Annotated in this window: 20 protein-coding genes; 18 read left to right on the top strand and 2 right to left on the bottom strand. The window is 54.5% G+C overall.

Annotated features, from left to right (window positions below; translation table 11 throughout):
- Positions 1-366 precede the first annotated feature (366 nt).
- The 4 genes from OEV49_02225 to OEV49_02210 all read left to right on the top strand — a co-directional run bounded on the left by OEV49_02225 (position 367) and on the right by OEV49_02210 (position 3145).
- The gene (locus tag OEV49_02225; protein MDH3889875.1) at positions 367-972 is read left to right on the top strand and encodes a hypothetical protein; all 606 of its coding nucleotides are present in this window, start codon (positions 367-369) and stop codon (positions 970-972) included.
- Positions 973-996: 24 nt separating this feature from the next.
- The gene (locus OEV49_02220; protein ID MDH3889874.1) at positions 997-1275 is read left to right on the top strand and encodes a hypothetical protein; all 279 of its coding nucleotides are present in this window, start codon (positions 997-999) and stop codon (positions 1273-1275) included.
- 60 nt (positions 1276-1335) lie between these two features.
- Complete coding sequence (locus tag OEV49_02215; protein MDH3889873.1) at positions 1336-1617, top strand: hypothetical protein; 282 nt, start codon at positions 1336-1338, stop codon at positions 1615-1617.
- 508 nt (positions 1618-2125) lie between these two features.
- Positions 2126-3145, top strand: coding sequence for a DUF2278 family protein (locus OEV49_02210; protein MDH3889872.1), 1020 nt, complete (start codon positions 2126-2128; stop codon positions 3143-3145).
- Here the strand turns inward: OEV49_02210 and OEV49_02205 are convergent.
- Positions 3142-3543, bottom strand: a complete 402-nt coding sequence (locus tag OEV49_02205) for a DUF4440 domain-containing protein (GenBank protein ID MDH3889871.1) — start codon at positions 3541-3543, stop codon at positions 3142-3144. The two genes, OEV49_02210 and OEV49_02205, sit on opposite strands and share 4 nt — an antisense overlap.
- A gap of 400 nt (positions 3544-3943) precedes the next feature.
- Complete coding sequence (locus tag OEV49_02200) at positions 3944-4312, bottom strand: hypothetical protein (protein ID MDH3889870.1); 369 nt, start codon at positions 4310-4312, stop codon at positions 3944-3946.
- Between the two features lie 262 nt (positions 4313-4574).
- On the opposite strand from OEV49_02200, the gene pyk reads away from it, so the two are divergent.
- From pyk to OEV49_02130, 14 genes are all read left to right on the top strand, one after another.
- Entirely contained in the window at positions 4575-5996 is a 1422-nt protein-coding gene (gene pyk / locus OEV49_02195; GenBank protein ID MDH3889869.1) for a pyruvate kinase, read from the top strand.
- Positions 5997-6196: 200 nt separating this feature from the next.
- Positions 6197-7132 carry a polysaccharide deacetylase family protein gene (locus OEV49_02190; GenBank protein ID MDH3889868.1) on the top strand — a complete coding sequence of 312 codons (936 nt, stop codon included), beginning with the start codon at positions 6197-6199 and terminating at the stop codon, positions 7130-7132.
- 366 nt (positions 7133-7498) lie between these two features.
- A complete protein-coding gene (locus tag OEV49_02185; protein ID MDH3889867.1) occupies positions 7499-7975 on the top strand; it encodes a putative metal-dependent hydrolase in 477 nt (158 codons plus the stop codon).
- A gap of 6 nt (positions 7976-7981) precedes the next feature.
- Complete coding sequence (locus OEV49_02180) at positions 7982-9466, top strand: ATP-binding cassette domain-containing protein (protein MDH3889866.1); 1485 nt, start codon at positions 7982-7984, stop codon at positions 9464-9466.
- A 249-nt stretch (positions 9467-9715) separates the two neighbouring features.
- Positions 9716-10318, top strand: a complete 603-nt coding sequence (gene pyrR, locus OEV49_02175) for a bifunctional pyr operon transcriptional regulator/uracil phosphoribosyltransferase PyrR (GenBank protein MDH3889865.1) — start codon at positions 9716-9718, stop codon at positions 10316-10318.
- Positions 10315-11253, top strand: a complete 939-nt coding sequence (locus OEV49_02170; GenBank protein ID MDH3889864.1) for an aspartate carbamoyltransferase catalytic subunit — start codon at positions 10315-10317, stop codon at positions 11251-11253. The genes pyrR and OEV49_02170 overlap by 4 nt, the downstream gene beginning before the upstream one ends.
- Positions 11253-12563, top strand: coding sequence for a dihydroorotase (locus OEV49_02165; GenBank protein MDH3889863.1), 1311 nt, complete (start codon positions 11253-11255; stop codon positions 12561-12563). The genes OEV49_02170 and OEV49_02165 overlap by 1 nt, the downstream gene beginning before the upstream one ends.
- A gap of 793 nt (positions 12564-13356) precedes the next feature.
- The gene (locus OEV49_02160) at positions 13357-14457 is read left to right on the top strand and encodes a DegT/DnrJ/EryC1/StrS family aminotransferase (protein ID MDH3889862.1); all 1101 of its coding nucleotides are present in this window, start codon (positions 13357-13359) and stop codon (positions 14455-14457) included.
- A 10-nt stretch (positions 14458-14467) separates the two neighbouring features.
- Complete coding sequence (locus tag OEV49_02155; protein ID MDH3889861.1) at positions 14468-16588, top strand: tetratricopeptide repeat protein; 2121 nt, start codon at positions 14468-14470, stop codon at positions 16586-16588.
- Positions 16578-17549 carry a glycosyltransferase gene (locus tag OEV49_02150; protein ID MDH3889860.1) on the top strand — a complete coding sequence of 324 codons (972 nt, stop codon included), beginning with the start codon at positions 16578-16580 and terminating at the stop codon, positions 17547-17549. The genes OEV49_02155 and OEV49_02150 overlap by 11 nt, the downstream gene beginning before the upstream one ends.
- A 447-nt stretch (positions 17550-17996) precedes the next feature.
- On the top strand, positions 17997-18923 hold the full coding sequence (locus tag OEV49_02145; protein MDH3889859.1) for a flippase-like domain-containing protein: 927 nt from the start codon (positions 17997-17999) through the stop codon (positions 18921-18923).
- Positions 18924-18938: 15 nt separating this feature from the next.
- Entirely contained in the window at positions 18939-21398 is a 2460-nt protein-coding gene (locus tag OEV49_02140) for a YfhO family protein (GenBank protein ID MDH3889858.1), read from the top strand.
- The gene (locus OEV49_02135) at positions 21395-22123 is read left to right on the top strand and encodes a polyprenol monophosphomannose synthase (protein MDH3889857.1); all 729 of its coding nucleotides are present in this window, start codon (positions 21395-21397) and stop codon (positions 22121-22123) included. The genes OEV49_02140 and OEV49_02135 overlap by 4 nt, the downstream gene beginning before the upstream one ends.
- A gap of 15 nt (positions 22124-22138) precedes the next feature.
- Positions 22139-22993, top strand: coding sequence for a glycosyltransferase family 2 protein (locus OEV49_02130; GenBank protein MDH3889856.1), 855 nt, complete (start codon positions 22139-22141; stop codon positions 22991-22993).
- Position 22994 lies beyond the last annotated feature (1 nt).

The raw sequence follows: 22994 nt of genomic DNA, 5'->3' as shown, positions 1-22994 counted from the left end.
ACATAGGAAAGCGAAAGGCTTCCAGATCTACGTCGGTGGCTAAGACCACTGACCCCGACCCTGATAAGCCTGAGTTTTCCAACGTTGAACTATAAACCGGCAGCGCCCAAAAAGCGCTGCCGGTTATTTGTACCCAACGACCAGGCGCAGAACGACACCATCACTCGAATCGATTCCCGGTTAGGTACCCAGTGCTTGAGTAGTCGCAAGAAACTACTTGACAAGCGACTCCATCTTGCCCTTGCTTAAATCCGGCACCATTAGAGACGATGCAACAATAGGGTATAGCAGGATAACGGCGAGGTCGGTCCGATAGGCCGTGCCGCCATTGGTCTGGCAAGCACCGTTATGTAAGGAGACAGCCACGTGAGCCATCCCCTCCTGAGTTCAGTTTATGTCAAAGTACTCGTCGGCGCCGTGCTCGGTTTTGTCGCCGTCGTTGGCGGGATGCTGGTCGGGAACGCCATTTTGAACCGAGATGCTGAAACCGCGCCGTTGTTCGACGCCGGTCGGGTCGATAGTCAGTTAGATGATCAGTACGTGAACTTCACCGACGGTGATCTGTTTCCGCTTGAAAATTATGTCGACAGGGACGGTCTACAAGGCAATTTCGAGCAACTGCTGGGTGGCCGGCCGACCCTGTTTCTGTTCGTGAGTTACACTTGCGAACCATGTCACGTGCTGCTGCGGGTGTTTGAGAAAACTTTTGCCGAGAAGGTCCGGCCGGATGTACAGGTGTTTGTATGTCTCCGTGGCGACCGGGGCCAACCCCCGCCGGAGTTCGAGGGGCTGTTCGATGATTTCGAACTGATATACTACGACGGCGACCATTGGGGCAAAACCTATAATATGGGATTCTATCCGACAATTATCGGTGTCGACGGTAGTGGTTTTGTGCAGCACATTCAATTCGGCTACGAGAGTTATATCGATATCGAGTTGGCTAAGTTTTTCTTTGTGTCCAGTCAGTAGACTTCCATGGAAGGAGGTGAGATAATGAAAACAATTTCTGTTATTGCGTGTACGACTTGTTTGTTCTTTGCCGTTGGGGTTTTGGCTGTTTCGATGATGCCCGGTGAAGCCAGGGCCGACGAGCTTTGCGCCAGTTTTTGTGGGACAAAGGAACTCTGCGGTGGTGTGGAAAACTGCAATCCTGTAACCGAGCGGATGCACTACGTTTGCAAACAGTGGAATCCGCCGCCGATATATTGCGATCAACCCTGGACATGTGGATGCAAGGCTATCGGATGCGGTAGCTTGTGCCAACCGGAGTGATGAGTGGCGACCGCTATCATGTTTGACCAACGAATCCGAAAGGTAGAAGGAGGTGAGGGAATGAAGACAGTAACTGTGATTGGGTGCACGACTCTTCTGTTCTTTGCCGTGGGCATCGGCACCGTGCTGATGACGCCGAGTTTGGCACAGGCTGGGCCGGATGGTTGCACATCGTTCTGTGGGACAAAGGAACTTTGTGGGGGTGTGGAAAACTGCAACCCGGTGACCGAGCGGATGCACTATGTCTGCAAGCAATGGGACCCACCGCTGATCGAATGCGACGGCCCCTGGACCTGCGGATGTAGGGCTGTCGGGTGCGGCGACCTCTGCATTGGACAGTGACGGCCAACGGACTCGATTGATAAGATCAAGACCAAACGTAAGACCGAATTCACAAATCACTGATTGGACCGGGGGCCTGGATATCCAGGTCCCCTTATTCGCATGTGCTCCTGACACAGATGGCGGGTTCACACCGCGGTGCGCAGGCGAAGACGGACCCGCCCTACTGAAGATCGCGCGGGCACACGAAAGGGGCTTGCCTATGAATCGACCGCGCTCATACCTCGACTACGCTCGGTATGACAGGGTGGCTCGTCATTGTGAGAAGGGTACGAAGTGACCGACGTGGTAATCTCAGACGTCGACTGCGCTCTGGGTGAGGTTGGGATGACTCATACTTCGACTGCGCTCAGTATGACATTGGTACGCGCGAAGCGCGAAGAAGTGATTTATCACCTTAACGGTTGTGTTCGCAATGTTTTCGCCCTATTGTAAGGACAGTTCAAGATGTGCTTTGTGAAACACCTGCGTACAGAATGCAGTCAATCAAGAAAAAGAGGGATGGAAAATGCCGTTAAAGAAGTACAGTGTCCTGAAGGGGCACGCAATCGAGAGTAAGATGGAACGCGACAATGACACGCCGCACTTTCAAGTGCGAGTCGATGATGGAAAGCATCACCATCGAATCAGTGTCAATGTCAAATCACATGATGAGAAGGCGGAACTTCTGTATCTGGTCGATGAGGACTTCAACCACCCCATCACATCCGAGCTTGGTTCACTGAGTCGAGGCCTTACGCAACTTGCCCCGGGTCGCAGTCCTCAGTCTCTGGATTTCATTAGGGGAAACCTCTTCGACCCGACGCAGATGCAGGTTTTGCCGCACAATGTGCCGGGTCCCGATAACGATCTCAACGATAAGATCGGCACTATCATCCAGCAAGCCATCAACGACGCTGAGTCAACACTGTATGCTTTCGGCGAACCGTGGGGTCCGGATTCGGGCAAGGACAAGGAGTTCCATTTCGAGCCCAAGCGCGGACTTCACGACATCCACATGAACCAGGGTAACTACGGGCGACACAAAAAGGACAACGGTGTTTGGCAGGATGGCGGACTGTTGCTCTATCTGCCCACTCGAAGTCGATGGGTGGCCGTTTTTCTGGCGTTCCAATCGCAGGCCTGGCACACCCATGATGAAACCGGTCATCCCCTGTCCGGGACCGACCCTGTGCCGACTCCGGACGATCCGGGAACACCCGAGCACGAGGGAACGGTTCGCATTGTGGCTGCTTTGGTCAACCCGGTCGGTGGCACACCCGAGGATGAGACGGTGACGTTGATCAATCTCGGCCCCGACGATGTCTCGCTCAACGAGTGGCGGATACTCGATCGGGCCGACCACCCGATGCTGCTGGACGGCACCCTGGAAGCGGGCGGTACTCGCGTGATTCATCTGCCGCAGGACGTTCAATTGAGTAACAAGGGTGGCACGATTACACTGCTTGACCAGAACAATCTGAAAGTGCACGGTGTATCGTACACCAAGAAGCAGGCCAAGCGGGAGGGCTGGACGATACTGTTCTAAGCCGGCGGCGGCCCGGGATGACCGGCATCGAAAACACAGCGCCATTCACCATCCGGTTGCTTACGCCAAATAGTGACATAGTTGCCCGGATGAATCTCCGGTTGTCCGTCTTCGCCGGTTGTGTGAAGTTGCCAACTGCCGAGGGTGTAGGCCAGATCACACGAAGCAGCCATGTCGATATAGAACGGAGCCCAGGTAATATTTACATCACCAAACTGTGACAGGTGTTTGTGGATTGTCTCGCGCCCCTGGATCGGGGCGAGCTTGTCGACCATCATGACGGCGTCGTCGGCCAGGTACTCACGCATCGCCTTTGCGAATCCTATTTCTTTGGCCAGTTCGGCGTAGGCACTGATGGTGTCGAGGAGTTTCTGTTTTTCAGTGTTGGTGTCTGTCATAATGAGGTCAGTATAGGTTATCGAGCCGATTGAGGCAACAATGCCTTCGTCGGTCCGTCAGGTAGGTCGAGACCCCAGTCCCGAAGGGGTCGTGCAGCGAGGTTTCGACAACCCGGGTAGGTACTCACACTTTCGTCTGCGGCGGTTGCAAGAACCGATGGAACCAGATTCTCCCACCCGCCGCGATGCCTCTGGGCGGGGTATTGTGGAACATTCATTTGAAGATGGATTCCCGCCTTCGCGGGAATGACAAAGGGGCGCGGGCATGACATGGGGAGGGCGCAAAGCGCAAGAACGCGATTTATCGCCGCGAAGCGCAAGGAACCCATCTATGGGTGACTTATCACAAAAAAAACCGGACGCTATGTGAGCGTCCGGTTAAAGTCGTAGGGCCAGCGGATTAGTTCTGGACGTAACGACCCAAAATCTGGTTCATCTTTGAAGTCATTCGAGAATTCGGCAAGACCTCGGTAGCCCCGGCCGACTTGGCCGCTTTCATCTGGTCTTTCAGCGCACTCGGCGAATAACAGACGATCGGGATCTTCCGCGTCGATCCGTAAGAACGCAGTTTGTTAATCAACGAAGGGGCCTCTATGCCGTTAAGATTCAAATCGATAATGATCAGATCAGGACTCAGGTCCTGCGCCTTGGTGAAGATATCATCCGACCGAATCGCCTTGATCCCTTCGACTTCCATGCCGTCAAGCGCGGTCATTATCTTCGAGGTGAAAATCATGTTGTTGGCCGCTATAATTACTTTTCTACTCATACGCACAATTCCATTGCTAAGTTCGTGTTCCCTCTCATCTCGGAGCACCGACACCCAACATAATCCAGTGTTCCTATTATACGAAAATCTCGACCAGATTCCAAGAGTGTGACCGAAAAAACTTGGACTATATTTGGCAGTCGCATTGTAGCCCCCGTCGAGCTGTCGCTCGCCCGGTGTAACTTGTTGACGTGAACTCAATTACGGTTCGTCGGTCAGCTTTTTGTTGATTTCGATTGGCCTTCGCGATAATCTACTACCGATGAAAAAGACCAGAATCATCGCTACCTATGGGCCTTCCATCGCATCTGCCAAAAAAGTCGGGCAGTTGGTCGAGGCTGGGGTTAATCTGTTTCGGATCAACTGCTCGCACGGAGTAACGGCCGATTTTCTTAAGGCGGCTCGTATTATCCGTGAGGGTAGCAAGAAAAGTCGCTATCCTGTTGGCTTGATTATGGATATAGGCGGACCGAAGCTCCGCCTGGGCCGCTTCAAAGGAGAAATTGCGGTCAAACCGGGCCAGACGATCAATCTCGGTCGTCGTCGCTCCGACCCGGCCAAGAGAACGTTTGAAATCAATTATCCGGAAGTCCTCAAAGCTATCCAGCCGAAACAGAGGGTTTTCATCGATGACGGCAACATCGCATTCGATGTGATCACTGCATCGCAGGGCCGTGTAACGCTCAAAGCCCGCAACTCAGGCCAGCTTTCCAGCGGCAAAGGGATCAATCTGCCGGATTCCAAAATCAACCTGCCTACAATTACGGCCAAGGACAAAGACGACATCAAAACAGCAGTTCGGCTCGATGCCGATTTTATCGCCTTATCGTTTGTCCGCAGCTCCGACGATATCGAGCAAGGGCGTCGGCTGATAAAACGATGGAGCGGGAGTCAGCGGCTTATTGCCAAGCTGGAGAAACCGGAGGCAATCAAGCGGCTCGACAGCATCATGCGCCATAGCGACGGGGTCTTGATAGCACGCGGCGATCTTGGTGTGGAATTCGCGCCGGAAGAACTGCCAAGACTGCAAAAACAGATTATTGCCGAAGCCAACCAGCATCACATTCCGGTAATTGTCGCTACCCAGGTGCTTGAGTCGATGCGCTTCCATCCCCGCGCCACCAGAGCCGAGATCAACGACGTGGCGACAGCCGTCTATGACTTTGCCGATGGTGTCATGCTTTCAGCCGAAACTGCGGTTGGTCAGTATCCCCTGGAAGCGGTCCAGACTATGCGTCGGGTAATCGAGACTACCGAAGCCCACTTGCAGCCGCCGGCCAATCCGGTCACGCCAACGACAGAGGCAGAAATCGCACCCTCGATTGCCGATGCTGTCAGTCGTTGTCAGGAACTATGCGATGCTCAACTGATTCTCGCCTTCACCACTTCCGGTTTCACGGTGACGCTGATTTCCAAGTTGTTTCCGGCCCAGCCGATTATTGCGATTACGTCGGAACCGCGGCTGCAACGGCAATTGTCGTTGTGCCGCTCGGTCTACGCTGTCGAGTCCGATCAACCGCAGTCATTTGATGAGATGGTCGCTTGCGCCTCACAACTTTGTCGTCGGCTCAAACTGGCCCGCCGCGGCGACAAATTGATCATCACCGGCGGCGTGCCGTTCGGTTCGGCGCACAAGACCAACATGATGATGGTGCACGAATTGAAGGGGGGTACTCAGGCATGAGGCAGAGAGACATATTGAGAACGCTGCGAAACCCCCTCACCGTTGGGTCGGGTATTGATCCCGACAAAGGCGGGGTTGTGACTCCATACGCTGCGATTAGTAGGGCAGCATCCCTGCGATGCCGCCGAGATTGGCAGGATCACAGGGATCCTGCCCTACTCAAGACTAGCGCGGCGGGTCACACAAAGTCGTCGGTGCGAATGCGCAAGACCCACCGCAAGGCGCGATTGGGACTTTATCAGCGAGCTCTGGTCTGGGCCTTACTGGTTCTTGTCCCGGCCCTGGTGGTAGGGCCGCCGGTGACGGCCCAAAAAGCAAAGGCCAAGAAAAAGACAACCGGCCAAATATGCATCACCTTCGATGAACTACCGGTAGCCTCGTCGTTCACCGAAACCGACGCGAAACATGTTACCAGCGGCTTGCTCCGGGCTCTGAAGAACCACAAGGCGCCGGCGGCCGGATTCGTGGTCGGCAACTCAATCGAAGGAAACTATGATCTGCTGGGCGCCTGGCTCAATGACGGTCACCTGCTGGGCAGCCTGACCAAATCTCACCAGGACCTGCACCAGTTGGGCTGGGAGCCGTTTATCCGGGATCTGTCCAACGGTCACAATGCGCTTGAGCCGATGCTCGCAGGCTTCGGCCAGAAACAGCGTTTTTTCCGCTATCCATTCTTGCATTACGGCAATACTGTGGAGGCCAAGCGCGAGGTAAAAAGATACCTGGCCGCCAACGATATTTTCACGGCCCATGCCACCATTGTGGTAGAGGACTATCTCTACAACCTCTCACTGGAGAAACTGGGCGACGAAATCGACTCGGCCGACTATTTCAGTATCGGCGACGAGTATCTCGATCATGTTCTCGAACAGTTAAAGCGGGCCGAAGGGCAGGCCTCGGAAGTGCTGAAACGTCGCTGTCGTCACATTCTCCTGTTGAGGGCCAATCAACTCAACGCGGAATTCCTTGATGAACTGCTGACCCGGCTGGAGGAGCAGGGCTACCGCTTTATTTCATTGGATGATGCTCTTGATGACGAGTTGTATTCAGCGCCGGAAGCATATTTCGGTGCCCGCGGAGTGGGGTACATCGAGATGATCAGGAATTCAGACTCGGACCTGCTGCCGGCGGAGTAACACAGGTAAACCTGTTTTTCGCGCGAAGCGGCCATAAATGGCTTTCTCGCGCTTCGCGGTCATAAATGACTTTCTCACGCTTCGCGGTCATTAATGACTTTCTCGCGCTTCGTGCGTTACTCATGTCATGCCGAGCGGAGTCGAAGGATGAGCGCTGTCGAAGGGACGGGTTTCGACCTACGGTTTCACTTCACCCTTCGACTCCGCTCAGGGTGAGGTAGGGGTGCTCAGGTTGAGATTACTGCGGCGCGAAGCGCCAAGAAGCGATTTATCGCCGCACATCGCGAGGAGCCGACTTGTCGGCTTGCCCGCATCGATTTCCTTTCGTAGATTGTTCGCTGAAAGACTTTTGCCAAGGAGTGAAAAGTGTCCGGTTCACAGTTGCCGACAGAGTTGATCGACCAAATCCGCGCCCTGCCGCTGACCTTGAGCGAAGCAGTGGAAACTCTCGATGATGCCCAGCTGGACACACCTTACGATGTCGGCAAGTGGACTGTTCGGCAAGTCGTGCATCATTTGGCCGATGCGCACGTCAACGCCTTCGTGCGGATGAAGTGGATACTGACCGAGGAGAATCCGATCATCAAGCCGTATGATCAGGACCTGTGGGCTAAGTTAGCAGACGTTAAGCTGCCGATTGAAATCTCGATGGCTATTCTGCACGGCGTTCACTATCGGTGCTGCTTCATGCTTGAATCGATCCCGGAGGAGAGTTGGCAGAGAACGGCTGAGCATCCGGAGATCGGCAAGATCAGCCTGTACGATCTGGTCGAGATTATCGCCGTGCATGGCCGTACACATGTAGCGCAGATTACGCAGTTGCGTTCGGCTCGCGGCTGGTAGCAGGCCATGATAAAGCTGACCAATGTCACATATTCCTACCCTGAGCAACCGCAACCGGCGCTGAACCATCTCACTCTGTCAATCGAAGTGGGCGAATCGGTGTGCATCATGGGCGCCAACGGGTGTGGCAAGTCGACTTTCGCGCTCATGCTGGCCGGTCTTTTTGAGCCGCAAGGCGGACGTCTGGAGATTCATGATCCCAGCCATGCCGTTTTGCCGGTGGGTTTACTTTTTCAAAACCCGGACAATCAGATGGTGGCGGTTACGGTCGAGAAAGAGATAGCGTTCGCCCTTGAGAACCTGGGCACTCGGCCGGATGAAATGGAAGGCAGGATTTCTGAAACCCTCGAACGATTCCGGATAGGGCACCTGCGCAAGAGGCTTACCAGCGAACTGTCGGGCGGTGAAAAACAGCGCGTGGCTCTGGGCTCGGTGATGGTGCTGCGGCCGCCGATTCTGGTACTGGACGAACCCGACTCGTTTTTGGACCAGGCCGGTAAGTCATTCCTGGCCGATGAACTCAAACGATTGAAGACAGCAACCCCGGACCTCATTGAGATACGGATTACCCAGTACCCGCACGTGGCCAGGCAGTATGACCGCCTGATTGTTATGCTGGACGGCAGCGTGGTGGCCGATGGGTGCCCCCGGGAGATTTTTGCCGATGAGGAACTGTGTGTGCGGAGTTCTCTCAGTTGTTCACCGGCAGACTCAGATCAGATGATACCGGCGAGTTTTGACCTGACTCCGCCCGATGATGCGCTTCAGCAAATCGCGGCCGTCAAACTCGGCTTCGGCTATTCAGGCGAATCTCAGATCATCGAAAACTTGAGTTTTTGTCTGGAGGCCGGCGAAATCCTGGGTGTTGTCGGTCCTTCAGGTTCGGGCAAGAGCAGTCTGGTGCAGCTAATGTGTGGTCTGCTGACTCCGACTCGGGGTGAAGTTCGGCTGTCGGATGCCGAGGGCAGTCAACTTACACCGGATCGCCTGCGCGGCTCTGTGACCGCCCTGTTTCAGCAACCGGAGCGTCAGTTTTTTCTGTCCACCTGCACCGAGGAGATTGCCTTCGGCCCGTCCAACTTTGGGCGTGCGCCGGCCAAAGCCCAGATCGCAGCCCTGTTCAAACTGGCCGGGCTAAATGGTGAAGTATTCAGAGATCGCGATCCCATCACCCTGTCGGGCGGTGAGAAACGAAGGCTGGCCTTCGCCGCCGTGTTGTCGATGCGTCCCCGCTTTGTCCTTTTCGACGAGCCAACCTGCGGGCTGGACCAGGAGGGAGTCGGGCGCTTTATTCAATTGTGCCGACAGCTCAAAAAACAACGGGTGGGAATGATGATTGTGACCCATGACGGCGATATCATCTATGATTTGACCGACATGGTACTGACTCTGTCAGACCATCAGTCGGCGCGACTGCACACCAAAAGCGAGTTTTTCGACACCCCCGGGCTGGCGTCGATTGTCTCAACGCTCTCGGGCGACCGCGGATGAAGATAGTGCGTTTTTTTTATCACGTCTGCTTGACTGCGTGGCCGAACCTGTTATTATCCAACGACAGCGTAATAGTTCACCATCCGTCGTCCTCTTGACTCAAAACGCCGACAACGGATGAACCTTTTAAAGTGATCCTGTGAGGTCACCAAAGGACGAGAACCAAAGCGATGACCTCTGCCATAATTCCCGCCGGACAAACTCAAACCAAGGAAAGAGCCATCTTTTTTTTCGATACAGGAGGTATCTTTGCCTGCCAAGAATGACGTCGTAATGGACGCCAAGAAAATCAGCCGCGCCTTGACCCGAATCGCCCACGAGATTCTGGAACACAACTTAGGTCCCGACAGTGTGGTGCTCATCGGTATCCTGACTCGGGGCGCTCCGCTGGCGCGCCGTATTGCTGCCACCATAGAGGACATTGAGGGTGTCCAGGTGCCGGTGGGCCTGATGGACATCAGTTTGTACCGCGACGATGTCCACTCCACACTGGCCCAACCGATTGTGCAACGCACCGATATTCTGTTCGAGGTGGTTGATCGCAATGTGATTATCGTCGACGATGTCCTGTTCACCGGCCGCACCGTTCGTTCGGCGCTGGATCAGATTGTCGACTTTGGACGGCCACGTACCATTCAACTGGCCGTGCTGGTTGATCGAGGCCATAGAGAACTGCCAATCAAAGCCGACTATGTAGGCGCCAACATTCCCACGGCCAAATCGGACCGGGTGCTGGTGCAGCTTGATGAAAAGGACGGCGCCGATCAGGTCCGGCTGGAACATGATGAGAAAGCAGCCTCGGCCACCAAAACCGGGAAAGCGGCCAAGTCCAAGACAGGGAGGTCCAAATGAGCCGATTGAGTTCACGACACCTGTTAGGGCTTGAGGGTGTTCCGCGCGAAGATATCGAGAAGATTCTGGACACGGCCGTTACTTTCCGCGAGGTGATCGAACGTCGAATCAAAAAGGTTCCCACCTTGCGCGGTATTACGGTGCTCAACCTCTTTTATGAACCGTCGACGCGCACCCGAATTTCATTCGAGTTGGCCGAGAAACGCCTCTCGGCAGACACCGTCAATTTCAGCACTTCGACATCCTCGGTCAAGAAAGGTGAGTCGCTACGCGATACCGTGCAGAATATCGAAGCAATGAAAATCGACATGACCGTGGTACGACACTCCTCTTCAGGCGCTCCATATTTCCTTACCCAGTGCATGGACACCAATATTATCAATGCCGGTGACGGTTGCCACGAACACCCCACGCAAGCACTTTTGGATATGTTCACGATCCGACAAAAGTACGGCAAACTGGATGGGCTGCGCGTGGTGCTGGTCGGTGATGTAAAACACTCGCGCGTCATTCGTTCGAATATCTGGGGTCTGCAAACGATGGGTGCTTCGGTGGCCGTCTGCGGACCATCGACCCTGATGCCCTATGAGGTGGACCAGTTCGGTTGTGATGTCTACACCGATCTCGACGAAGCGCTTGATGGCGCCGACGTTGTGAACGTAATGCGCATTCAGGAAGAGCGTCAACAGTCCGGGCTGTTTCCATCGCGGCGTGAGTTCTCGGCTCTGTTTGGCGTCAACCGGGAACGGCTCAAACGACTCAATCGAAACTACACAGTCATGCATCCGGGACCGATCAATCGCGGTGTCGAGATGTCCTCCGATGTAGCCGACGGCAAGAGTTCGGTGATTCTCGACCAGGTGACCAACGGTCAGGCAGTACGTATGGCGGTGCTCTATCTGTTGTCGGGGCGGACGGAAGGAGAAACCGAATAATGGCAAGCAAGAAATATGATCTGGTGGTAACAGGCGGGCGAGTCATCGATCCGGAACTCGGCTTCGGGCGTGATGCTGATCTGTTTATCAAAGACGGTAGCGTGGCCAAGATTGCGCTGGAGGGAAAATCAACGACGCTGTTGAGAGGATTCGCCGACGATCAGATTATTGACGCCTCGGGCAAACTGGTGGTGCCCGGATTGATCGATATACATGTGCATCTGCGCGAACCGGGGCGCGAGGACGAGGAAACGGTTATCACCGGGTGTCGCGCCGCGGCCGCCGGTGGGTTTACCTCGGTCTGCTGCATGCCCAACACAACGCCGGTGATCGACAACCAGGAAACAGTCAAGTTCGTGCAAGACCGGGCCAAGGAGGCCGATGCCCGAGTCTATGTGGTCGGCGCTATCACCAAGCAGTCAAATGGGGCCGAGCTGTCGGAAATCGGTGACCTCATCAAGGTCGGAGCCGTTGGCATCTCCGACGACGGACGCTACCTTCAGAACCCACAGATCATGAGGCGGGCGCTGGAGTATGCGAGTATGTTCGGAATTCCGGTGATGCAACATGCCGAGGATGAGTTTCTCTGTGCCGGTGCTGTCATGAACGAATCGTACCAGTCGGCCCGGTTGGGTATCGCGGGAGCGCCGTCGGTGGCCGAGGAGATCGCGGTGCAGCGGGATATTGCTCTTTGCCGCGTGACCGGCAGCCGGTTGCACATCCAGCATGTAACCACCAAAGGAGCCGTTGATGCTATCCGTCAGGCCAAAGCGGACGGGATAAATGTCACTTGCGAAGTCACCCCGCACCACCTGGTGCTGACCGACGAAGAAATAGGCAAAGAGTTCAACACCAGTCTCCGTTGCAACCCGCCCTTAAGGTCGCACGAGGATAAGGAAGGTGTGCTTGAGGGTTTGGTGGACGGCACTATCGACTGCATTGCCTCCGACCATGCGCCGCATTCGATGGAGGAGAAGGACTGCGAGTTCGATCAGGCGCCGCCGGGGATGATCGGACTGGAGACGACACTGGGGCTGGTAAAGAAATTCGTCATCGACAAGGGATACCTCAGTTGGGCCGATGTCATTCGTAAAATGACAATCAACCCGGCCCGTATTCTCAACCTGCCGGGCGGCCGGTTACAGGAAGGAACGGTGGCCGACATTACGATCATTGATCCGGACAAGAAGTGGACGGTGCGCGAAAAGGATATCCGGTCGCTTTCCAAAAACACGCCGTTCATAGGCTGGAAACTGGCCGGTCGTGCTCACATGACTTTGGTCGGCGGGAAGGTTGTCTTCGAACGGTAGCAAGCGAGCGATGAAGTTGTTACTCTTGTAGGGCGGGTCCGTCTTCGCCTGCGCGCCGCGGCGTGAACCCGCCATTGTTGTGCGCCAGTTTCTTGTAGGTCGAAACCCCTGGCCCGAAGGGATGCCCCGAGCGGAGTCGAGGGGTGCTCAACGAATTGTGCCGGTGTGATCTTCAGATCGCGCCGGGTAACGTGGCCGAGTCTGAAGACTCGACCACCACAGGTGACAGGTCGATTTTTTTCACGCTTCGCGCAATGTAAGTGTGAGTGCGTCTCGACTCCGTCACCCTGAGCGCAGTCGAAGGGTGAATTGCCAGGGCTCATGCCACGACTGCACTCGGCATGACAAATGTACAACAAATTGAGATTGCCGCGTCGGCCACTGCGTTCCCTCCTCGCAATGACGCCGATGAGTCCACATCTCATCCGTCGCTGTTCTGTCGGTTCTTGGTTTTGGCCCGCCTAAAAATTCTGACCCGACAGTCTGGTAGGTCGAGACCCCTGGCCCGAAGGGATGCCCCAAGCGCAGTCGAGGGGCAGGTTTCGACAGGAGAACTGATCTTCCCCAACCGCCACCTTGACAGGCTGGTCGAAGGCGGCTATCTTACTGTGACCATAACCTCCTCGCAGGGTGGGTCCGTCTTCGCCTGCGCGCCGCGGCGTGGACCCGCCACAATCGGCAGGTTTGAAGACAGACCTGCCTACAAGAAGAACGCAATGGTCAGGATCACGGTCCGCCGCGGCGGACTGACCTGCAAAGACAAGACACCGAAGACAGAGCTACAAGGAATGATATGGAAATCAAATACCTCGATCTGCAAGCCAACTACCAATCGATCAAGCCCGAGATCGATGAGGCTATCCGAAAGGTTCTGGACAGTTCCGCCTACGTCCTGGGACCGGCGGTGCAGGAATTCGAAAGCGCCTACGCCGACTATTGCGGCACCAAGTTCGCCATCGGCTGCAACAGCGGCACCACGGCGCTGACCCTGGCCCTGCGGGCACTGGAAGTCGGACCGGGTGACGAAGTCATCACGGCGGCCAACACGTTCATTGCCACGGCTGCCGCCATCGTTCATGCCGGAGCCCGACCGGTCTTGGTCGATATCGACCCGGAAACACGAAACCTGGACCCGACGCTCTTGAAGATGGCCATCACCTCACGAACACGGGCCATCATTCCGGTGCACCTGTACGGCTGCCCGGCCGACATGGACGCCATAACACAACTGGCCGCCAACCATGATATCCCGGTACTCGAAGATGCTGCACAGGCGCACGGGGCCAGGTACAAAGACCGTCCGGCCGGATCGATGGGCAGGCTGGCCGCATTTTCGTTTTATCCCGGCAAGAACCTGGGCGCCTACGGCGAAGCCGGTGCCGTGACAACCGATGACCCGGAGCTTGACCGCAAGGTCCGGATGCTACGCGACCATGGTTCCAACAAGAAATATGTGCACGAGTTGCTCGGTTACAACGCTCGCATGGAAGGTATCCAGGGGGCGGTGCTGAAGGTTAAGCTGTCGCATCTGGATCATTGGAACTCAGAACGTAACCGGGTGGCGTTGCTGTATAACCGGTTACTGGCCGCGGTGCCGATCAAGTTGCCGAGATTCGATGATGACCTCAGGCAAGTGTTCCATCTCTATGTTATCGAAACCGAACAGCGCGATCAGATGCAGAAGCATCTCAGCGAGAGCGGTGTGCCGTCGTTGATCCATTACCCGATCCCGATCCACATGCAAAAGGCGTTTGACTATCTCGATTGTCGTGAAGGGGACTTCCCAATTACCGAAAAGATGGCCGGTGAAATATTATCTCTGCCTATCTATCCTGAGATGACTGATGAGCAAGTGACGTATGTTGCCGACCAAGTGAAAGCGTTCTTTGGCTGAGACTAACGAAATGCGTTTTCGAATCTCAAGAGATACGGTTATCGCCCTAAGTCTGCTTGCCCTGATCCTGGGTTTGCGATTGTGGCGTCTGGATGCCGATCCACCGGCTGATGTTTCCGGCTCTACCGATATCTACACCGATCCGCCCCAGTACACGCTCTATGCAGCCAACTATGTCGAGGCCGGTGAGTTTAATCCGTACCACGACAACCGCTACGTGTTCTTTTTGAAGTCATCGGTCACCGTTCTGGCGACGGTTGTCTTCAAACTGGTCGGGACCGGCATGGTCGAATCGAAACTGGTTGGACTTATCTACTCGTTCGGCGGGCTGTTGTTTTTCTTTTTGTTTTTGAGGAGGACAGCCGGGCATGCGGCTGGATTGATCTACCTGGCCCTGATCGGTCTCAATTTCAGCCAGTTTTTCTTCGGGCGTTTTCCGTTCTTGGAGAACGCCATGTGGTTCTATGCCGCTTTGAGTCTCTTGCTGGTAACGCACGCCCGGAATCCGGTCGGTTATGCCGCTGGAGGCGCAGCCCTGGCTGTGGCTGTGTTTTTCGGCAAGATCACGGGAATTGTGTTTTTGTTTCCGTTTGCCTGTATGCTTTTGCATGAGGCATTGGTGTCCGACAAAAAGGCGGGTCGTTTCAGGCCGGCGATCTTTTATGTCTCAGGTTTTGCTTTGGTCATGTTGTTCTGGATTGTCTTCAGCTACCTGCCAACGCAGCAGGAGGTGACAGGTTATATCGGCGAGAAAACGTTGTCGCTCTATGGATCGCCTGAAGGGCTGCAGTCTTTTGATGATTTCGTTTGGAAACTTGTTTCCTTCGGCGTGAACTCGGAACTCTTTCCCAGGATGACCACAGCGGCGCTTTTGGGAGCGGTGTATGTGGGCTACCTGTTCTTCCACGCCGGTAGATTGGATATGTGGAGGAGAAAATCCTCGGCTGTTTCCAGCGGACAGCTTTTTGTTGCAGCCATGATAGTTGCTTTCTATGGCTCACTGATGATCTGGAACTATCAACCACTTCGGTATGAAATGGTGCTAATCTACCCTTTTTGCGGGGCTGCCGCCATTCTTCTGGCTCGTTGGTGGGCGGGCTTTTCGACGTCCGCCACCAGAAGCAATATACCCTGGTTGTTTCCGGTTATGTTGTTCCCTATTGTCATGGTGGTCGTAAGTCAGTCCTGGTCGGCCATGGCCGAACGATGGGGCTGGCCCTTCGCTTTTGATGAGGTCAAGTTCGAGGCTGCCGGAATAGCTGCGATTCTGACGCTACTGACCGTGGTGACGGTAATACTGGTGCGCAGATACAGCATAAGTCTCCCGCAGATGGCCGGTCGAGTAGTGGTGATAATCGCCTTTGGGAGTACCATCGGACAAGGTGCGGCGCTCGGGGTCGGCTGGTTTAACTGGACTACTTACACCATGCGCGACAATTCAGCCGATCTGGGCATGATTCTCTCGCCCGGCGCGGTGTTGTCAGGCCCCTATGCCGCCACCCTGACTCAGGACAACGACCTCGGCTGTATTATTCACATGTTCGGCGTAGTCGAGGTTGACACCACGTTGTTTGCCAGGTTCCCCATCACCCATTTGCTTCTCGATGAAGCTAACGAACAACGCGCCCGCAACGACCACCCCTATGTGATGGGTGGTGCTGTTCGGATTTGCGCCTATCGGGTGGGGCGTATGAATGTTCGGTTGTATCGGATTGCCGGTCACACAGGAAATCCAACGGCTGACAGCTATCAGCTATCCACATTTGAGAAGCTGGTCGACAGTTATAGGTCCGGTGAATCCGATCAGGTGGCGCAATACCTGCAGGAGTTTACTGAGACTTATCCCAACAGTATGTCCGGTTATCTGTTGGCCGCAAATATGGCCCAGACGACCGGTCAATACGCCGAGGCTGAACAGTTGTTGAAAAAAGCTATTGAGTTTTCCCCAACGAACTACAATCTTATCGGAACTCTGGCGGTACTCTATAAGAATCGGTATGACGCTACGGGAAGTCTGATGTATAAGAACCTGGCCCTGCAAAAGTTGGAACGCGCTTTGAAATTCGCTCCGACCTCCAACCGGATGAAGGCGCTCTACGCTGAGCTGAAAGGTCCCGACAGTGACGGCTGACAATAAATACGATTTCCTGGTAACGACAATTGTGCCGGCCATGAACGAAGAAGGCAATATCGAACAGTTTTGCCGGTTGTTTCATGAAATGGACCAGGCGGCTCCGTTTGATAACGAATTGGTAATAATCGATGACGGCTCGACCGACGGAACACTGGATAAGATCAAAGAGGCCGGGCGGAAGTTCGGTTTTGTGCGGTACGAATCGCATGGGCGCAACTTGGGCCTGACCGAGGCGCTGTTGACCGGATTTGGCCTGGCTCGGGGTGATGTGTTCGTATTCTACCCGGCCGATCTTCAGTTTCTGCCTGAGGACATTCCCAAGCTGGTCGCCAAAATCGCCGACGGGGCCGATTTGTGTGCCGGATGGAAACAGGGCAACTACCAGAAACCATTCGTCTCGGGGGTCTACAATAGACTGTCACGAAAGCTCTTTGGACTGAAAATACATGACCTTAATTCATGCAAAGCGTTCAGGCGGGAAGTGGTTGAAGAAGTGTTCCTGCGGCGTGACTGGCACCGTTACCTGGTGCCCCTGGCCGCCGACAAAGGCTTTCGTATAGAGGAGGCAAAGGTGACCCTGCACGAACGAAACTGGGGCGCCTCCAAATTCGGTTCCATCTGGCGCATACCCATCGGAGTGCTTGACCTGCTGGCCGTGAAATTCCAGATCACCTTCTTGCGCAAACCCCTTTTGTTCTTCGGCTCAATAGGTTCCATCCTGGTGATTCTGGGACTGGTGGTCGGACTGGTGGCCATTTACCTGAGACTGGACGGAGAAGGCTATCGACCCCTGTTGTACCTTGTCATGTTACTGGTTGGAATCGGCTCAGCGTTATTCCTGATGGGTTTCATGGCCGAAGGACAGGTTGCGGTCAAAGATGAGATGTCCGACTTGCGCAAAAAGATGATGCGGCTCATGCGCTATGACAAACCAGGTGGCGGTACTGATAACCACTAACCGGCACCCCAAACCGTCGCCTTGGCCCCAAAGCGATTGTGGGGAACTTATCACGATGGCAGTTTTATCGACCAGCGGCGGCGATTGTCCGGGTCGGCCACTGTCACCCCGAACGCAGACGACGCATGGGCGGTCGTTTTTTGGTACACCACCTATAGCGAAGCGCCAGGTGGGTTTTTCTGAGTATCGGGTAAACCCACCCGCCGCGAGGCGCTCTGGGTGGGGTACCAGGTCACAACCCTGCCTTCGGCCTGTCCAAGCCCCGACACCGATAAATCGGTCTTTTGCGCTTCGCGCTCTTTGGTGCTACATGGCGAAGCCCGCGAGACCCATTTATGGGCGGCTTGGCCGCGTCAGGTCACACGAATCTACTCGCGCAGATTCGCAAGACCTGACGAAACCGGGTCTGGGAACTTTTTCAACACACGGCCTGTGCGCGGTTATCTCATGACCTTCAAGAAAACAGTCGGTACCATTCTCAAGATAGCCCTGACCCTGGTGGTTGTGTATTTTGTCTATCATCAAGTAAACAGTAACTGGACTGACATCAAAGAGTACCAGTGGCAGATCGACTACTGGACGCTCCTGCTTTCGGTCTTGGTCGGTCTCGGCACTTTCGTTATTATGTCCTCCAACTGGCAACGATTGATCCTCGGTTTTGGCCACAAAGTGTCACTGACCAAATCGTTTCGGATTTTCTACCTGTCCGATATGGGTAGGTACATTCCGGGGAAAATCTGGCCGCTCTTGGGTATTCTCTACCTGACCAAAAAAGAAGGCATCCCTCCCGAACAAGCAACGGCTTCGTTTGTGTTGGTTCAGATGTTCGCCATCCCGGCCTCTTTGTTGGTATTCGTGGTCGCTCTACAGTTGGAGCCGGGATTATTGGTCGACCAGGTGGCCGTGCTGGGCGCCACCAGCACCTATCTGCTCACCGCTGTTTGGATTGCATTGTCGGCGCTGTTGGTGCTCTGGCCGCAGCGACTGTTGAGGATGGGTAATGCTGTTTTGCGACGGCTCTCACGACCCCAGGTGCACTTTGCGCTGGACAAAAAGGTTGCCCTCAGACTGTTCGTTGGTTATGCTGTCGGCTGGTTTTGTTACGGTATCGCCTTCTATCTCTTTGTTATGTCGGTGATACCTCAGGCCGATCTGTCGCTGATTGCCGCGGCGGGGATTTTCAACGCCGCCTACCAGATCGGTTATCTGACATTGTTTGCTCCGGGTGGTCTCGGTCCCCGCGAGATGGTCATGGGTTTTATGTTGGCGCCTTTTCTGGGACCGATTGCTCCCCTGGTGCCCGTTTTGGCCCGGTTGTGGGCTATCCTGATCGAAGTCACAGCGGCCCTGATCGCCCTGTGTATAAGAAAGTAAGCAAAGTGATCCTGTATGGCTAAGAAGAAACGCACCAAACAACCAACTCAGCGAGTGACCAGCCGCTCATTCGATATCGAGAACTCCCCCTGGTTTGCGCCGATAGCTTTCGGCGTGATCTTTATCGCGTTGTTGGTCCTGTTCGGTGGGTTCATCTTTTCCGACAAGATGCTCTTCGGTTCCGATACGATTCAGGCAGGTATCTTCTTCAGGTCATATCTGGTCGACCATGTCGCCGAGCATGGAAGCGTGCCCCAGTGGAATCCGTATATCTTCTGCGGCATGCCGTATGTCGAGGCTTTTCACGGTGACATTTTTTATCCACTCTCGGCATTGAAATTCGTTGGGTCCATCTACCGTATGCTCGGTCTCAACCTGGTGATTCATATCTTCCTGGCCGGGCTGTTTATGTATCTTACGGCGCGGCGGTTCCGGCTATCGAAAGTCGCGGCTTTGATGTCCGCTGTCTGCTACATGTTCGCCGGCTATCTGATATCGTTCGTAGCTCCGGGCCATGACGGTAAGATATTCGTCACAACTCTCTTTCCGTTGGTCATCCTGTTTCTTGAGCTTGGGTTCAATAATAGGGGTTTGAAACAGTTTTTCATGTTCAGCACGCTCGGCATGGTGCTTGGGGTGATAATCTTGTCACCACACCCGCAGATGTCATACTTCACTCTCTGGGTGGTTGCGTTCTACGCGCTGTTCAGGTTGATTGTAATGCTGAGAGATAAGCAAGCCCTGCTTTCGGTCCTGCGTCCTGCCTCACTAACAGCCTACGCTGTGGTGGTTGGGCTGCTTCTTTCGGCCATTCAATTCTATCCCGGGTATCTTTACACATCTGAATTCTCACCGCGCGCCGATTCCAAAGCCGGTTGGGAGTGGGCGACCTCGTGGTCGATGCACGAAGAAGAGGCCATGTCTTTGCTAATCCCGGAGTTTGCCGGGACCTCCAGCCAGAACACCAGAACCGCCTACTGGGGGAAGAACTATTTCAAAGACAACTCCGAAGCGGTCGGGGTAGTCACTATCTTTGTGGCCATGATAGGTCTTCTGTTCTACCGACGGAAGGAGTCATGGTTTTTCGGCGGGTTGGCCATATTCGCTCTGGTGTATGCATTGGGTGCGACGACCCCGTTGTTCAAACTGTTCTACTATCTGATACCAAAAGTGAAAGCGCTTCGAGCGCCCTCAATGATAATGTTCATCTTTTCGTTTTCGGCTGCCCTCCTGGCCGGCATGGGTCTTGAGTGGTTGCGTGATTCACGCAACCGGTCGTCGGAGTCGAAACCGTTTTTCAATTTCAATTATTGGCTGCTTGGATTGCCCGCTTTGATGCTTCTGTTGGCTTTGATATTTTCAGCAGGCGGTAAGGGCGCCCTGAGTGCATGGTGTTCGGTTTTCTACGAGGATGCTCCCCGGCAAATGGTTAACCAGAACATGTCCAAGCTGGACCTGGCTTATGTTAATCTTCCGGCTATTCAGTCCGGTGCCTGGCTGGCCTTTTTGTTCTCGGCGCTGGCTTCAGGCGCTATCTGGTTGTTTCGCTCAGGACGGGCTGGCGCCGGCGTCTTGCTGGTGGTTGTCGGCGTCTCAGTCGTGGATGGTGTCCGTTTCAATCAACGCTTTGTCGATACTGTCGACCCCAACCAGCATTGGGGACCCAACCCGGTGGCCGACTACCTCAAAAATCAGCCCGACCATTACCGTGTCATGAATTTCAAAGCGATGCCCGAAGATATGTTGCCGTACTACGGTGTCGAAGTTGTGACCGGCTATCACGGCAACCAACTGCGTTGGTTCGATGAACTGCTGGGAGGACCGGGAGCAAAAAACCAGATCAACCCGCGTCTGTTGAACCTGTCCTCAGCCGGTTATATCGTAGCGCCGGCCAATCAGCAAATGCCGGATGGCTATTTCGGTGACAAACCGGTTACGGCGGCCGCCATTTTCGGATCGGTCCAGCTTTACAGAAACAACAACGCCCTGCCGCGCGTGTTTTTGTCGGACAAGTATCGTCTCTTTGATGATCGTAAGGAGATATATCCCCTGATTCTCCAAGGGAGTGAGAACCTTCAGGATATCGTGTATCTTGAAAAAGAACCATCGCTTTCGATTACCGAAGACAGCACTCTTGCCGACAGCGCCTGGATAATTGACTACCAAACAGACTCTGTGACGGTCGGCGTAAGCTGCGCGGCCAACCAGTTGCTGGTGCTGACCGACAACTATTTCGATGCCTGGCACGTCAGTATTGACGGCAAGCCCACTGAGTTGCTTCGGTCCTACGGCACTTTCCGCGCCGTGGCTCTGCCTGCGGGAACCGAGCAGGTGCAGTTTTGGTACAATTCTGAAAGATATGCAACCGGCAAGATGATGACCACTTCGACACTCATATACCTGCTGTTGGTATCTGCGGCCTATTTCCTTTTTCGCCGCCGAAAAGGACAAACAAAGGAAGAACCTCTTTCATGAGTCAACCTCAACGCGCTCTGATAATATTCCCTACCTACAACGAAGCCGACAATATCGAGAAGATAGTCCATGCGGTTTTGCCTTTGGACCCGCGCATACATGTCTTGATAGTCGACGACAATTCCCCCGATGGGACCGGCCAGATCGCCGACCGACTGGTAGCGGAGGACGAAAACGTCAATGTGCTGCATCGTGAGAAGAAAGAGGGACTGGGGCGGGCCTATCTGGCCGGGTTCCGGTGGGCTATCGAACGAAAGTACGACTTTATCTTTGAGATGGATGCCGATTTCTCGCACGGTCCGGAGTACATCAGGGACTTTCTGAAAGAGATTCAGGAGCACGACCTGGTTCTCGGCTCCCGCTACATCTCCGGAGTCAATGTGATCAACTGGCCGATGTCGCGCCTGCTGTTGTCTTACGGCGCCAATGTCTACACTCGCATTATAACCGGTCTGCCCCTGAGAGATGCCACCGGCGGGTTCAAGTGTTTTCGTAGGGAGGTTCTTGAAGCGTTGGACTTGGATGCCGTGACGGCTTCCGGCTATTCTTTCCAGATTGAAATGTCCATGCGGGTGTGGAAAAAGGGTTTCAGCATCAAGGAGATTCCAATAATTTTCGTCGATCGCACGGCCGGTGAATCCAAAATGTCGAAGAAAATCATGCGTGAGGCTATTTGGATGGTCTGGCTGTTGAGGTTGAAGTCGATGTTCGGCAAACTTGGCTAGGATAAGACGCCGGTTTTGGTCAAAAACAAAGTCTCCATTGTCATCGTAACTCACAATTCCGCACCCGCTCTTACGGGTTGTCTGGCCTCTCTTCATCACGCAATTGAAGGTATCGAATCCGAGTTGGTCGTGATCGACAATGGGTCCGACGATGATTCCCCTGAACAGATAAAACACCAGTTTCCCCACGCGAAGGTTGTTGTCAATGTCAAGAACCGAGGTTTCGCGGCCGCATGCAATCAGGCCCTCAGGGAAACCGATGGGGAGTTTTTGCTGTTTCTCAATCCCGATGTCCGACTGGATTCGGACTGTATTGAATGTCTGAGATCGGTCATCCAAAACGATCACAAAGCGGGGGCGGTAGTACCCAGGATGCGAAACGTCGACGACAGCTTTCAGGCCACATGCCGACGTTTTCCAACGATATACAACATGGCTTTTTCACGTGGTTCCATCTTGGCCAGATCGTTTGGCAACTCACATATCTACACCCTTGGGGATTTTCGCGAGACAACGGTTGTAGATGCAGTGGCCGCGACCGTGTTGATGATCAGGCGATCGCTTCACGACCGCGTGGGTGGTTTCGACGAACGGTTTTTCATGTACATGGAAGACACCGATCTGTGTTTGCGCCTGAAGTCGCTGGGCTATCGAAACTACTTTGTGCCCGGGGCGGGCTCTGTTCATGACTGGGGCCACGGTAGTAACGCGGGTGGTTCGGTGCGTGCCTGTCGTCATCATCTTTCGGTGTGGCGGTATTTTCTAAAGCATTTGCCCAACGGGTTTTCACTGTTGGTGTTGCCGATGATCCTGGTATTGAATCTCCTGGTCGTGCTTGCCACTTTGCTTTTCAGGCGGGGGAGGGGGTAAG

This window comes from Candidatus Zixiibacteriota bacterium, assembly GCA_029860345.1.
Taxonomy (GTDB): Bacteria; Zixibacteria; MSB-5A5; order GN15; family FEB-12; genus JAJRTA01.
Note: the sequence above shows the minus strand (reverse complement) of the source record. Positions and strands in the feature narration are given on the sequence as shown.